Raw genomic sequence first — 13,917 nt, forward strand, 5'->3', positions numbered from 1 at the left:
CCCGGTGCGGAGGTCCGCACCGGGGCCGCCGGCGGCCCCGCGGGTGCGGGGTCGCTCCGGCTCGTCGCGGGCACCTGCATCGGTCAGTTCTGCTCCGCGGCGGCGATGATGTCCGGGACCACGTTGTCGAGCGCCCAGGGCAGGCTGAGCGGCGACGCCGCCGAGATGGACAGCACCTGCTGCTCGTCGGTCTGCACCACCATCCGGCCCGCCTCGACCGCGGGGATGCGACCCAGCAGCGGGTCCGCCTCGATCGCGGCGCGCACGTCGGGCGACGCCGCGTAGGTGACCAGGATGTCCGAGACGAGCTCGTCGGCCCGCTCGGGTGACCAGGTGACGGCGAACTGGTCGGCGGCGCCGGTCGAGGCCTCGGAGACGACGGGGGCCTGCACCATCCCCAGCTGCTCGAGGAATCGCGGTCGGTTGTCCACGTCGGTGAACGCGTAGATCTTCTCGGCCGCGTCGGGATCCACCGTGCCGTAGATGAAGGTCGTCCCCCGGACGCCCGGGTGATCGTCGGCGACCTGGGCGATCCGGTCCTCCACCTCGTCGATGAGCTCCTCCGCCCGCTCCGAGCGGCCGAGCGCCTCGCCGATGAGGCGGGTCGAGTCCTGCCAGGGCGTACCGAAGGCCACGTCACCCTCGGGCATCGCGATGGTGGGGGCGATCTTGGACAGGGTCTCGTACTCCTCGGCGGTCATCCCGGAGTAGGCACCCAGGATGACGTCGGGCTGGAGCGCGGCGATGGCCTCGGTGTTGATGCCGTCCGTCTCCGAGTACAACTCCGGCATCTCGCCGCCCACCGACTCCAGTTCGGCGTCGAACCAGTCGGTGGATCCACCGGCGTTGCCGCCGAACGAGTTCCGCGGCATGCCCACCGGAACCACTCCCAGCGCCAGCGAGACATCCGCGTTGACCCAGGAGATCGTGGCCACCCGCTGGGGCGGTTCGGTGATCTCCGTCTGCCCGTACGCGTGGGTGACTGTGCGGGGGAACTCCCCGTCGCGCTCGACGTCGGTCGCCGTGGCCGGGTCCTGCGATCCACCCACTGAGCCCGTCGTGCACCCGGCCAACACCGCCAGTGTCGCGAGGAGCGCGGCCAGGAGCAGCACGACCCGTGCGCGATCGGGGGCGTCGACCGCACGGACACGGGATCGGACGGTGAGTGGACTCATGGGGTCTCCGATGGGATAAAAGCCGCTTAGGCTTGGCTTACCTTATCGGGGCAACAGTAGAGCGACGATGCGCCGAAACGCAAGACCGTACTCCCACATTCCCACTTCGCCTGGGGCACAACGTGATTCATGTCACCCTAGTGTTGATAAGGCAAGCCTACCCTCATAACGTTCGCCGGTACCTACGTCCCCGATCAGTTCGGAGCACCCGTGAACGAACACCTGTTGAGCCACCGGAGCAGGAAGGACCACGCCGCCGCCCTGGCCGCGGCGACCGCCGAGGTCGGTCGATACCTCGACGGTCGTACCACCCCGCGCTCGTCCGCCTCGCCCGCACATCTCGCGTCACAGACCGCGGCGGTGGATCTGTCGACCCCGCTGGGGACGCTCGACAAGGCCCTGGTGGAGGTGCGTGCGCTCTACCTCGACCACGCCGTGGGGTACCACCACCCCCGCTACCTCTCGCACCTCAACTGTCCGGTCACGATCCCCGCGCTGGCCGCCGAGACGCTCGCCACCTCCGTCAACACCGCGGTGGAGACGTGGGACCAGGGCACCTCGGCGTGCCTGATCGAGCAGAGACTCGTCGACTGGGTCGCCGACCTGATCGAGTTCGACCGGCCGGACCGGGTCACGCCGGACGGCGTCTTCACCACCGGCGGATCGCAGTCCAACCTCCAGGGGTTGTTCACCGCTCGCGAGGATCGACTCTCCCGCCCCGGCCCCGGGGGGACCACGCCCGCGGACCGTTGCGCCCGTCTGTCCCGACTGCGGATCGTCACCGGCGAGCACGCCCATCTCAGCGTGGTCAAGGCCGCGCGTCTGCTCGGCCTGGCGCCGGACGCGGTGATCGTCCTCCCCGGGGACGGCGACCGCATGGACCCCGCCACCCTCGACCGCGCCCTGGCATCCGTGGCGGACGCCGGTGACGAGGTCGCGGCCGTCGTCGCCCTGGCCGGTACCACCGACCACGGCGCGATCGACCCGTTGCGTGAGATCGGACTGGTCTGTCGCCGTCACGACGTCTGGTTGCACGTGGACGCCGCCTACGGCGGCGGGTTGCTGGTCTCCCCCACCCGCCGCGATCTCCTCGACGGGATCGGGCTGGCCGACTCGGTGACCGTCGACTTCCACAAGACCTTCTTCCTGCCGGTGGCCGCATCCGCTCTTCTCCTGCGGGACGGCTCCGGCTTCCGCCACTCCACCGTCAGCGCCGACTACCTCAACCCCGCGGACGGTGACGATCACGCCGTGGACAAGTCCCTGCAGACCACCCGCCGCTTCGACGCGTTGAAGCTCTGGATGACGCTGCGCGTACTCGGCGCCGACGGGATCGGCCGCATGCTCGACGACGCGATCGACGTGGCCCGGCGGATCGGTCGGACCATCGACTCCGAGCCCGACCTCGAGCTGGTTCGCAGGCCGGCACTGTCGACCGTCCTCTTCCGCCCCCGGCCCGAGGGGTGTGACCCCGACGAGTCCGACGCCCTGGTCCGTCCCGTCAGGGACGCGCTGTTCGCCGAGGGACGGTCGGTGGTCGCGGCGACGGTGGTGGACGGCAGACCGTGCCTCAAACTCACGATCCTGGACCCGGAGCTGTCCGACCGGGACGTGGCGGCCGTGCTCGCCGACGTCCGCGAGGCCGCCCGGTACCTGGCCGAGGGGATGCGCCAGGCCACCACCGCGGGGGTGATGTCATGAGCGGGAAGATCCACGACCTGCTGGGGGTGGGCATCGGTCCGTTCAACCTCGGGCTGGCGTGCCTCGCCGAACCGCTGGAGATCGACGCCGTCTTCCTCGACTCCCGCGAGGGCTTCGCGTGGCACCACGGACTCATGTTCGACGACGCGACCATCCAGGTGCCGTTCCTCGCCGATCTGGTCACGCTGGCCGACCCCACCTCTCCGTACTCGTTCCTGTCCTATCTCAAACAGGTGGGCCGGTTGTATCCGTTCTACATCCGCGAGAACTTCCAGCCCCTGCGCGCGGAGTACGACGCGTACTGTCGCTGGGCCTCCGAGCGGGTGGGTGGACTCCGGTGGGGACGGCAGGTGGTGGACGTCCGGCGCGAGGCGGCACAGGGCGCCGGGGGCGGGCCGGACGGGGGGAACGGAGGGACCGACGACGACGAGGACGGGCCCGTCTACCGGGTCACCGCGATCACCTCCGACGGCACGGAGACCTACCGCGCCCGGCACCTCGCACTGGGGATCGGCACCACCCCGTGGTCGCCTGTCGACACGGACTCGCTCGACGGCGCCTCCCCACACGCGGGCCGACGGGTCGCGCTGCACGCTGCCGACTACCTGCACCGGCGCGAGGAGCTGCTCGGGTTGGACTCGGTGACCGTCGTGGGCAGCGGCCAGTCGGCCGCCGAGATCTTCCACGACCTGGTGGCGACGTCCGGGCACTCCGGCCCCCGCGTGGACTGGATCACCCGGTCCCCCCGGTTCTTCCCCATGGAGTACACCAGGCTCACCCTGGAGATGACCTCCCCGGAGTACATCGACCACTTCCACGGTCTCGACGCCGGCACCCGGGACCGGTTGCTGCGCGAGCAACGGTCCCTCTACAAGGGCATCGACGCCGAGTTGATCAACGAGATCCACGATCTTCTCTACCGCCGGTCCGCCCACGGACTGGACACCGGGTTGCTGGTGGCCGCGACCGCCCTGGACGGGGCCACCGTAGACGAGTCAGGGATCCGCCTGGACCTGCACTGCAACGACACCGGCCGGGCCTGGCAACATCACACGGACGGTCTGGTGATGGCCACCGGCTACTCCGCCACCGCTCCGCGGTTCCTCGACGGGATCGCCTCGGAGATCGACTGGGAGGACCCCGGACCCGGGCGGGCCGGCGCGGGCAGGCCCCGTCGCTACCGCGTGGCCCGCGACCACACCATCGACCTGGCCCATCGGCATGTCCATGTGCAGAACGCCGAGGAGCACACCCACGGGCTCAGCGCCCCGGACCTGGGGATGGGGGCGATGCGCAACAGCATCATCCTGCGGTCCGTCACCGGTCGCGAGGTCTACCCCGTCGAATCACGCATCGCGTTCCAGCGGTTCGGCGCCCCGGCCCGCGAGTCCTGCCCCACCCGGGAGACCGATCCGACCCGAGCCGGGACGTCCGCCGTGCGCCACTCCCCCGCCGACCAGCAGGCCCAGGAGGCCCGATGAACCATCACACCGTCAGTACCCCCGCCGGGCTCGTCTCGCTCTCTTCCCTCTCCTCGGACGCCGATACCGTCGGGACCCTCCACGCCTGGCTCTCGCACCCCGGGTCGGCGTACTGGGGCATGCGGCACATGGCGCCCGAACAGATCTCGGCGTTCTTCCGCGACTGGCAGAGCAGCCCACACCGGCAGGTCCACATGGTGCGTATCGACGGACTGCGAGTGGGGTTGGCGGTGTACTACGACCCGGCCGCGGTCGAGCTCGACGGCTCGTACCCGCACGAACCCGGGGACCTGGGAATGCACCTGTTGGTCGCCCCCTCGCGGACGCCCGTGCCGGGCACCACGGCCGCCGTGATCGGCGCGATCTGCGAGACCGCCTTCGGTCCGCTGGGCGCCCGACGCGTGGTGGTGGAGCCGGACATCCGCAACACCGCCGTGCACCGACTCAACGCCCGTGCCGGCTTCCGGGAGGGCGGGGCGGTGGAACTCGCCGACAAGACCGCCCTGCTCTCCTTCTGCGACGTCGGGGACTTCCGGGCCTCCGAGATCGGCCGGACCACACGGGCCGTGTCGTCGTCATCCCCGTCGGCCGGTGCCGTGCCCCACGCGCACCTCACCGGTCACGCGATGCGGCGGGCCCACCGTCACCTGTGCGCCAAGGCCCTGGCCGAGTTCTCCCACGAGCGACTCGTCTCGCCTCAGCCCACCGCGGACCCGGACGTGTACGAGGTGCGCGCGGGTGAGGAGAGGTGGCTGTTCCGCGGGCGGGTGCTGCCCCTGGAGCACTGGGTGGTGGACGAGGGTTCGCTGCGCCGGGAGGTCGCCGGCGAGCCGGTCGAACCCGACGCCCCGGCCCTCATCACCGCGCTGGCCCCGGTGCTCGGTATCCCCGCGTCACTCGTCGGCGTCTATCTGGAGGAGATCGCCGCGACCCTCGGGTCCGCCGCGTTCTGTCTGCACCACCGCGCCCGCCCCGTGCAGGAACTGGCCGGCGCCGACCTGCAGGAGGTCGAGGCCGCGATGACCGAGGGACACCCGGGCTTCGTGGCCAACAACGGGCGCATCGGACTGGGGCTGACCGACCGACACCGCTACACCCCGGAGGCTCCCGCGACGGTACGTCTGGTGTGGCTCGCCGCCCGCCGTGAACTCAGCCACCTCGCCACCGTGACCGGACTGGAGGAGAACGAGCACTACCGTCGGGAGTTCGACGGTGACGACCTCGACCGGTGCGACACACGACTTCGGGAGCTGGGCCTCGATCCGGACGGGTACCGCCTCATTCCCGTCCACCCGTGGCAGTGGGAGCACAAGATCGCCGTGGCGTTCGGCCCCGACCTGGCCCGCCGCGACCTCGTCCACCTGGGCGAGTCCCGCAGTGAGTACCGCCCGCAGCAGTCCGTACGCACGTTCTTCGACGTGACCCGTCCCGAGCGCGGGTACGTCAAGACGGCACTGGCGGTGCAGAACATGGGCTTCACCCGCGGACTGTCTCCTCGGTACATGCGTGACACCCCGGCGGTCAACGACTGGGTGGCCGGTCTGGTGGCCGGGGATCCCGTGCTCCGGGCACTCGACTTCGGAGTCCTGCGCGAGGTCGCCGCCGTGGGGTACACAGGCGACGCCTACCACCGCGCAGCGGAGTCCGGCGTCTCGGACGAGGGGCCGCACACCAAGATGATCGCCGCCCTGTGGCGTGAGAGCCCGGTGCCGCGACTGGCGGAGGGCGAGCGGGCCTTCACGCTGGCCTCACTACTGCACGTCGACCTCCACGGGTGCCCCCTCGTCGTCGAACACCTGGAGCGGTCAGGGGCGGACGCCCGCACGTGGCTCCGCGCGCTGCTCGACGCCTACGTTCTGCCGGTGGCCCGCTGTCTGCTCGCGCACGGGTTGGTGTTCATGCCCCACGGGGAGAACGTGATCGTGGTGATCGGCCCGGACAACCTGCCGCGCCGGGTGCTGTTCAAGGACATCGGCGAGGAGGTGGCCGTGGTGACCGACCGACCGCTGCCCGAGGGGATCGAGCGGATCCGGCACCTCGTGGACGCCGAGACGGCCGCGTTGAGCATCCACACCGACGTGATGGACGGGGTACTGCGTCACGTCGCCGCGATCCTCGACGAGTCCGGGGTCCTGCCGGCATCAGAGTTCTGGGACGAGACCCGCCGGTGCCTGCTGGCGCTGGGCGGCGACGTCGACATCGACATCGACGTCGACGTCGACCGGGCAGAGCTCGACGACGCGACCTGGCAGGCGCTGTTCGCGCCGCGGTTCAAACACTCGTGCCTCAACCGCCTGCAATTGCGCGACACCCGGCAGATGGTGGATCTGACCGATCAGGCGGGATCGCTGCAGTTCGCGGGCACCCTCGCCAATCCCCTCGCATCGAGCCCGACCGACCCCGCGGGCGAGGGTCGCACGAGTCGCGACGAGCGCACGGGTCACGAAGGTCGCACGAGACGCGAAAAGCGCACGAGTCGCGAAGAGCGTTCCGAACACGTCGGCCGAGAAGCAGGTGTGCGGAACGCTCTTCTCGATGACGGAGCCCGCAGCGTGTCGTAGCGTCACTGGGATGAACGGGCGGGAACTCCAGAAATGTGCGGCGATGCGGGCACGCGAACTACCGGCGTCGACCCTGGAGTTCCCGTTCGGGCCGGACGTCGACGTCTACAAGGTCCGCGGCAAGGTGTTCATGATCCACACCGTTGTCGACGACGAGCCCCTCGTGGTGATCAAGGCATCACCCTCGGACGGCCTCGCCCTCCGTGACGCGCACGCCGACATCACCCCCGGCTACCACATGGACAAGAGGCACTGGATCTCACTGCACCCCGAGGGGAGCCTCGGCCCCGACGTGGTCGAGGAGTTGGTCACGGAGTCCTACCGACTCGTGGTGGCCGGGCTCCCCAGCGCGCAGCGACCGGTCGAGCCGCACGCCTTCGGGCGCGGGCAACGCTGATCCGGCTCAGTTCACCGGAGCGGTCTCCGGCGAACCCTCGGGCGACACCGAGGACCCGGTGATCGAGCCGAGCCGCTCCTCGCCCAGCGAGCCCTCCACGGCGTCGGTCGCCGAGTCCGTGTTGACGGCTCCGGCCAGCGAGTCGCCCACCACGGGCACCCCGCCGATGACGGCGTCGACCGACCCCGGGACGTCCCCGCGCATCAGGAAGTCGACGGACTCCGCGACGGGCTTGACGACCATGCACACGACCCCGATGGGCGGCAGCGGGATGCCCGCCAGGTTGGCCGCCGTGCCGGCCACGGTGCCGACGCCACAGACGGCGCTGGCGACGGAACCGACCGGACCGGAGGTGTAACCGGGCAGCGAACCGGTGACGGAGGCCGGAAGCAGGTCGCCGGCGGAGCCGAGGCCGCCGCCGGTGTCCGCATCGGTGCCCGTTCCGGCGGACCCGGTGAGCGACGACGAGTCGAGGGCGCCCGACGACAGGCCGTCCGCGCTCTGGGCTGCGGCGGCGCCGGTCGAGAAGACGAGAAGTGCGGCGGCCAGCGCACCGGCGCAGGCGATGGATCTGGTCACAGTGATCTCCGAGCATGACGGGGGCGCGAGCCCCACGATGAGTTAAGGATTCTTGAGTCCATCACATATACGTCACGAGCGGGGCGGTGTTACGTCACGACCACCCCGTCGACACGTCACGACCACCACGTCGTCGCGTCACAACCTCCGCCCTGATGCCGTCCGCCCGCCCGGCGCCGGTCCGCACCGTTCGCGGGCGCGATGAGGGAGAGTGGAGCCATGACCGGGATCCCGACCACCCCCGCCGACCATTCGCTGGCAGACGTCATGCCGTCGATCGCCGCCTCGCTGGGCCTCGACCTCCGCAACCCACTGGCTCTCCCGCCCACGCGGGATACGGTGCTCGTCCTGGTCGACGGCCTCGGCGCCGAGCTCATCCGGCAGCACGCCGAGGTCGCCCCCACCCTCTCGGCGATGACCACGCGGATGATCTCCGCGGGGTTCCCCGCCACCACGGCCACGAGTCTGACCAGCCTGGCGGTGGGAGCGCCGTGTTCCCGCCACGGGATCGTCGGGTACAGCTTCGCGCTCCCGGACGAGGGTGCAGAGACACCTACCGTCTTCAACTCGCTCCGGTGGACCACGGGGTCGGCGGAGGGGCCCTCCGCACTGGACCGGTTCCCTCCCCGTGAGGTGCAGGTGCTGCCGAGTCTGCTCGAACTGCTCACCGAGGAGGGGGTCGACGTCACCTACGTCATGCGCGAGGACTTCCGGGCATCCGGACTCACCCGCGCCGCGTTCCGGGCGGAGGGAGAGTACCGCCCGGCGATCTCACTGCAGGAGATCCGCGAGGCGATACTCGGTGTCGTCGCCGCTCCCTCGACGTCCAGACGGTTTGTCTATTCCTACTTCGGAGACCTCGATCTCATCGGGCACATCCACGGTCCGGGCTCCCCGGAGTGGGTCCAGTCGTTGCGCGAGGTGGACGCCTTCGTCGCCGACCTGGCGACGGATCTGCCCCCCGACTGCGGGATGCTCGTCACCGCCGACCACGGCATGGTGGTCGCGGAGACCGTGATCGATATCGATGCCACCCCGTCGCTCCTCGCGGACGTCGAGGCGGTCGCCGGCGAGGCCCGGGTACGGCACGTGCACGCACGGGCCGGGTCGGAGTCGGCGGTGTTGGCCGCCTGGCGCGAGGAGTTGGCGGGGCACGCGCGGGTGCTGAGCCGGGAACAGGCGCTGGACGAGCAGCTGTTCGGGCCGGGCCGGGAACATGCTGACCGTCTGGGTCACGTCGTCGCGGTCGCCACCGGCGGCGTCATCCTCGCCCGCACCCACCACGAGAAGATGGAGTCGGGCCTCCTCGGTCATCACGGGGCCAATACCGCGGCAGAGCAGCACATCCCACTCATCCTGCGGTGAGCCGCCGGCCTGTTCAGCAGGTGACCAGCGTCGACGGGTCGCTGGTGGAGTCCAGCCAGCGACCGTAGGCGGGTGGCCCCATCGCTCGCACGTCTGCGCACAGCTCCTGCCGGGAGTACCCGGAAGCACGGTAGACGGCATAGATGACGTTGCCGTTCTCATCCCTCGCGCGCAGCGATGGGCACGCCATGTCGGTGCGTAAGTAGGACGCACCCGGGTTCCGCGCCAGTGCGGCAGCGATCTCCTGCGCGTACCCACCCGGGGTGACGGCGGAGTACAGGACCACGATCCCCCGGCCATCGCACGCGGGGCGGGACATTGGGACATTCAGTCCCAGATCGCCGGTCGGTGCGGCCGAGGACCGGCAGTCGTCCAGGACCGCGGCGATCTCGGCGGGCATACCGTCGGCCTCCGCCTCCTGACGGCACGTTGTGGACGGGATCCCGGTGTATCGGTTCCAGCTCCCATCGACACGGCTCACTATGTACTGCGTATCCCCGGCGGGTTCGCCTTGCGGTACGAAGACGTGCGCCAGTGCCCACGCCCCCGCGCACCGGTCCACGTTGACGTTCCGACGGGCGATACCCGCCTCCCTCGCGATCTCGTCCGGGTCGCAGTCGGAGGTCCGTGCTGATGGAGAAGCGGTTGCAGCTGGCATCGTCTCAGGGACGGGGGACCCCGTAGCCGGTTCCACGGAGGTCGTCGTCGGCTCTGGCACCGCACCCGGTTCGCCGCCGTCCGAGGCGACGAGGTAGCCGGCCGCGCCGGCGAGGACGACGAGCAGCACCACGATGAGCCCACCCATCACCCACATGAGGCCGTTGCGAGAGCGAGCCTGTGGACCCGTTCCGTAAGCCTCCTGCCCCCACCCCCCGTCGTTGCCTCGGTGACCGTCCCAGCTGGAACCGTCCCAACCGGAGCCACCTGACGGATTGCTCATAGTCACCACCATCGACACTGCCGACGAGTCGGCCTACGTCCGGAGAATGACAGTCACTTTATCCACCTCGCGACCGGCAGCGCACCGCATTCTCAGGAGCCGAGCAGGACCGTCGTGAAGTCCTGCTCGTCGGGGTGGTCGAGCATCTCCCCCATCCGCTTCCGGTCGAAGGGCCAGAGATCGATCTCACCGCCGGCGGTCTGGCACCAGGACGTGCACCCGGTGTTCCACACCGTCGGTCCCATCGCCGCACCCACCGCGCGGGAGAACTCGGCGGTCGCCCGCTCGGTCACCTCGACCGCGTCGAGCTCGCCGAGCCGCCATCGCTCGATCCACTGCGCGATGTAACGCGAGGTGAGCTCTGCCGAGAACTGCAGTGGGATCGATCCGGTCGGCGAGTTGGGGCCGAGGACGGTGAAGAGATTGGGGAATCCCGGGATCGCGGTCATCCGGTATGCGCGCGGACCTGCGGCCCAGGCCTCATCGAGACTCAGGCCGTCGCGGCCGGTGATCCGCATGGGCCGCATGTACTCGTGGGTTCGGAAACCCGTGGCCAGCACGATCACGTCGACCTCGTGGTGGACGCCGTCGCCGGTACGGATGCCGGTGGGCGTCACCTCGGAGATCGGACCCGTGACCAACTCCGCGTTGGGGGCGGTGATTGCGCGGTAGTAGGTACCCGAGACCACCTGGCGCTTGCACAGTGGTTCGTAGTCCGGGGTCAACGCCTCCCGGAGCCGACGATCGCGGACCTGCCGACGGAGACTCACGCGGGCGTAGGCCTGCACCGCGCGACGCCGCCAGGTCGGCTTGAGGACCACGTCCGCCAGGATCCCCGAGGCCCACAGGGCCGTCGCGTACATTTTCCGCTGCGATCCGGGTGACCGACGGAGCAGGGCGGTGAGCGGTGCGGGCTGCCGCACAGTCATCGGCGCCCACAGGATCCACTGCGGGGATCGGGCGAAGTGCAGAAGCCGTGACGCCTCCGGCTGCAGGGCGGACACGATCTGCACTCCCGTGGAACCGGAGCCGATCACCGCCACCCGGGACCCGCCGGTCTCCAGCCCGGGATCCCAGCGGGCGGTGTGGACGACCGGTCCGGCGAACGAGTCGAGCCCGTCGATATCGGGCACGTACGGGTGGTGCAGCACCCCGGTCGCGCACACCACGAAGTCCGCGTGCAGCACCTCCCCCGCTGCCGTCGTCACCGTCCAGGTGGCGGACTCGTCGTCGTACACGGCGTCCGTCACCTCGGTCCCGAGCCGCAGCCAGTCGTTCAGACCGTCCCGGTCCACCACGTCCCGGTGGTACCGCTGGATCTCCTCCCCCGATGCCCAGACGTGTGACCAGTCGGCCTTGGGGGCGAACCCGAACTGGTAGAGCTGGGAGGGAACGTCGCAGGTCAGACCCGGATAACGGTTCCAGTGCCACACACCGCCGACGTCGGTGCCCTTCTCGCAGATCGTCACGTCGGTCAGCCCGGCCCGCATGAACGTGTGCGCGGCGGCTATCCCCGCGACCCCCGCGCCGATGATCACCACGCGGGGTTGGCGGAGATCGGTCACCACTCAGGTCTACCTCCTCGGGCGACCGGATGCATCGACTCCCGCGGCCTCGTAGCGTCGGTGATATGCGTGAGCGCGCATGACACGACCAGCGAGAGGAGCCTGCCATGAAGGCGGTCACCTGGCACGGCAAGCGCGACGTCCGCGTGGACGAGGTACCCGATCCCAGGATCGAGGATCCCACCGACGCGATCGTCAGGATCACCAGCACGAACATCTGCGGATCCGACCTACACCTGTACGAGGTGCTCGGGCCGTTCATGAACGAGGGCGATATCCTCGGCCACGAGCCGATGGGGATCGTCGAGGAGGTGGGGTCCGGTCTCTCCGACCTGAAACCCGGCGACCGCGTGGTGATGCCGTTCCAGATCTCGTGCGGCCACTGCTACATGTGTGACAAGGGCCTCAATACTCAGTGCGAGACCACCCAGGTCCGTGACCAGGGTATGGGCGCGGCACTGTTCGGGTACTCCGAGCTGTACGGCAGCGTCTCGGGCGGTCAGGCCGAGTACCTGAGGGTCCCGCAGGCCCAGAACACCACCATCCAGGTGCCGCACGAGCACACCGACGACCGGTACCTGTACCTGTCCGACGTGCTGCCGACGGCCTGGCAGGCGGTCGAGTACGCGCAGATCCCCGACGGCGGGACGGTCGTCGTCCTGGGGTTGGGACCGATCGGTGACATGGCCGCCCGGATCGCCGCCCACCGTGGACACCGCGTCATCGGAGTGGACCCGGTCGCGGAGCGCCGGGCCCGGCAGGCGCACCGGGGTGTCGAGGTACTCGACCCCTCCGAGCTCCCCGGTGAGCTGGGCGACGTGATCCGCGACATGACCGACGGCCGCGGGCCGGACTCCGTGATCGACGCGGTGGGGATGGAGGCACACGGGTCCCCCGTCGCCACGGCGGCCCACGCGGCCGTGGGGATGCTCCCGAAGTTCCTGGGCAAGAAGATGATGGAGCACTCGGGAGTCGACAGGCTCGCCGCGTTCTACTCCGCCATCGACATCGTGCGCCGCGGTGGGACCATCTCGCTGTCCGGCGTGTACGGCGGCGTCGCCGACCCGTTGCCGATGCTGACGATGTTCGACAAGCAGCTCACCCTCAAGATGGGGCAGGCCAACGTCAAGCGCTGGGTGCCGGACATCATGCCGCTGCTCACCGATGCCGACCCGCTGGGAGTGGACGACTTCGCCACGCACCGGCTCCCACTGGCGGACGCCCCCCACGCCTACGAGATCTTCCAGAAGAAGCAGGACGGGGCCGTGAAGATCGTCCTCACGCCGTGAGTCCGGGGACGGGCGGGATGCGGATGGGTAGGTTGCGGATATGACCGAACTCTCCCGACTCCTGCTCGTCCGCCACGGGCAGAGCGTGGGGAACATCGCCGACGACGAGGCCCGGGCCGCCGGGGCGCACCGCCTCGACCTGGACTACCGGGACGCCGACACACCCCTGTCGGATACCGGGTTCACGCAGGCGTCGGCGGTCGGCGCGTGGCTCGCCGACCTGCCGGAGGAGCACCGACCCACGGTGTGGTTGACCTCCCCGTACCGGCGCGCGGCGGACACCGCCGCCGCCGCGCTGGAGGCCGCCCGCCTGGACGCCGCTCTCTTGACCGACGAGCGGCTGCGCGAGCGTGACCTCGGGATCCTGGACGGATTCACCGGACACGGTATCCGTGACCGCTTCCCGGAGGAGGCGGAGCGGCGCGACCGGATCGGGAAGTTCTACTACCGGCCCCCGGGCGGTGAGAGCTGGACGGACGTGGTCCTGCGCGTGCGTTACCTGCTCACCGATCTGCGCCAGCAGTACGCCGGGGAACGGTTGTGCGTCTTCAGCCACCAGGCGGTGATCATGGGGTTCCGGGTGGCGCTGGAGCAGATGGCCGAGCAGGACATCCTCCACGTGGACCGGGCGGACCCCCTACCCAACTGCTCGGTCACCACGTACCGGCACGGCGGCGCGGCGCTGGAACTCGAGCGGTACGCCGACACCACGGCCGTGGAGCGGGCCGCGGCACCGACGACCCGCGAGGGATCCGCGGCGGACGAGGACGGCCGGTGAACGGCGGTCCGTCGGAGAAGGAGATCGTCCTGACCTCCCACCGTCTGCGGGGCTGGGCTCTTCCCGCGCCGGGCGGCGGCAAGGAG

The 13,917-nt window shown here is 70.1% G+C and carries 11 protein-coding genes; 7 read left to right on the forward strand and 4 right to left on the reverse strand.

Features of this window, described 5'->3' with window-relative positions; translation table 11 throughout:
- Positions 1-83 precede the first annotated feature (83 nt).
- On the reverse strand, positions 84-1,175 hold the full coding sequence (locus G6031_RS09280) for an iron-siderophore ABC transporter substrate-binding protein (RefSeq protein ID WP_182653095.1): 1,092 nt from the start codon (positions 1,173-1,175) through the stop codon (positions 84-86).
- 210 nt (positions 1,176-1,385) lie between these two features.
- Between G6031_RS09280 and G6031_RS09285 the strand changes: the two genes are divergently transcribed.
- Genes G6031_RS09285 through G6031_RS09300 form a run of 4 tightly spaced genes read left to right on the forward strand, consistent with a single transcriptional unit; the run spans position 1,386 to position 7,315 of the window.
- Positions 1,386-2,876: a pyridoxal-dependent decarboxylase gene (locus tag G6031_RS09285; protein ID WP_182653096.1), complete on the forward strand. Its 1,491-nt coding sequence runs from the start codon at positions 1,386-1,388 to the stop codon at positions 2,874-2,876.
- Positions 2,873-4,357, forward strand: a complete 1,485-nt coding sequence (locus tag G6031_RS09290) for a SidA/IucD/PvdA family monooxygenase (RefSeq protein ID WP_182653097.1) — start codon at positions 2,873-2,875, stop codon at positions 4,355-4,357. Before G6031_RS09285 ends, G6031_RS09290 begins: the two co-directional genes overlap by 4 nt.
- Positions 4,354-6,918 carry a GNAT family N-acetyltransferase gene (locus tag G6031_RS09295; protein ID WP_182653098.1) on the forward strand — a complete coding sequence of 855 codons (2,565 nt, stop codon included), beginning with the start codon at positions 4,354-4,356 and terminating at the stop codon, positions 6,916-6,918. The genes G6031_RS09290 and G6031_RS09295 overlap by 4 nt, the downstream gene beginning before the upstream one ends.
- 10 nt (positions 6,919-6,928) lie before the next feature.
- The gene (locus G6031_RS09300; RefSeq protein WP_182653099.1) at positions 6,929-7,315 is read left to right on the forward strand and encodes an MmcQ/YjbR family DNA-binding protein; all 387 of its coding nucleotides are present in this window, start codon (positions 6,929-6,931) and stop codon (positions 7,313-7,315) included.
- Between the two features lie 6 nt (positions 7,316-7,321).
- Here G6031_RS09300 and G6031_RS09305 read toward each other — a convergent pair whose 3' ends face one another.
- Entirely contained in the window at positions 7,322-7,894 is a 573-nt protein-coding gene (locus G6031_RS09305; protein WP_179525102.1) for a hypothetical protein, read from the reverse strand.
- A 219-nt stretch (positions 7,895-8,113) separates the two neighbouring features.
- On the opposite strand from G6031_RS09305, the gene G6031_RS09310 reads away from it, so the two are divergent.
- Positions 8,114-9,259 (forward strand): nucleotide pyrophosphatase/phosphodiesterase family protein, encoded by a 1,146-nt coding sequence (locus G6031_RS09310; RefSeq protein ID WP_182653100.1) that lies wholly within the window; start codon positions 8,114-8,116, stop codon positions 9,257-9,259.
- Between the two features lie 13 nt (positions 9,260-9,272).
- On the opposite strand, the gene G6031_RS18900 is transcribed toward G6031_RS09310, so the two are convergent.
- Both G6031_RS18900 and G6031_RS09320 read right to left on the reverse strand, forming a co-directional pair.
- Positions 9,273-10,064 (reverse strand): serine/threonine protein kinase, encoded by a 792-nt coding sequence (locus G6031_RS18900; protein ID WP_241737277.1) that lies wholly within the window; start codon positions 10,062-10,064, stop codon positions 9,273-9,275.
- A 227-nt stretch (positions 10,065-10,291) separates the two neighbouring features.
- Entirely contained in the window at positions 10,292-11,767 is a 1,476-nt protein-coding gene (locus G6031_RS09320) for an NAD(P)-binding domain-containing protein (protein WP_182653101.1), read from the reverse strand.
- A 104-nt stretch (positions 11,768-11,871) separates the two neighbouring features.
- On the opposite strand from G6031_RS09320, the gene G6031_RS09325 reads away from it, so the two are divergent.
- Positions 11,872-13,053, forward strand: coding sequence for a zinc-dependent alcohol dehydrogenase (locus G6031_RS09325; RefSeq protein WP_182653102.1), 1,182 nt, complete (start codon positions 11,872-11,874; stop codon positions 13,051-13,053).
- A 40-nt stretch (positions 13,054-13,093) separates the two neighbouring features.
- Entirely contained in the window at positions 13,094-13,831 is a 738-nt protein-coding gene (locus tag G6031_RS09330) for a histidine phosphatase family protein (RefSeq protein ID WP_182653103.1), read from the forward strand.
- Positions 13,832-13,917 lie beyond the last annotated feature (86 nt).

The sequence above is a fragment of the Dietzia sp. CQ4 genome (assembly GCF_014145125.1).
GTDB lineage: Bacteria > Actinomycetota > Actinomycetes > Mycobacteriales > Mycobacteriaceae > Dietzia > Dietzia natronolimnaea.

Excerpts from the sequence above, each read along its gene's own strand:
- G6031_RS09330 (WP_182653103.1), top strand. The coding sequence starts at position 13,094 with ATGACCGAACTCTCCCGACTCCTGCTCGTCCGCCACGGGCAGAGCGTG.
- G6031_RS09310 (WP_182653100.1), top strand. The coding sequence starts at position 8,114 with ATGACCGGGATCCCGACCACCCCCGCCGACCATTCGCTGGCAGACGTC.
- G6031_RS09300 (WP_182653099.1), top strand. The coding sequence starts at position 6,929 with ATGAACGGGCGGGAACTCCAGAAATGTGCGGCGATGCGGGCACGCGAA.
- G6031_RS09290 (WP_182653097.1), top strand. The coding sequence starts at position 2,873 with ATGAGCGGGAAGATCCACGACCTGCTGGGGGTGGGCATCGGTCCGTTC.
- G6031_RS09280 (WP_182653095.1), bottom strand. The coding sequence starts at position 1,175 with ATGAGTCCACTCACCGTCCGATCCCGTGTCCGTGCGGTCGACGCCCCC.
- G6031_RS18900 (WP_241737277.1), bottom strand. The coding sequence starts at position 10,064 with ATGGGTGGGCTCATCGTGGTGCTGCTCGTCGTCCTCGCCGGCGCGGCC.
- G6031_RS09325 (WP_182653102.1), top strand. The coding sequence starts at position 11,872 with ATGAAGGCGGTCACCTGGCACGGCAAGCGCGACGTCCGCGTGGACGAG.
- G6031_RS09295 (WP_182653098.1), top strand. The coding sequence starts at position 4,354 with ATGAACCATCACACCGTCAGTACCCCCGCCGGGCTCGTCTCGCTCTCT.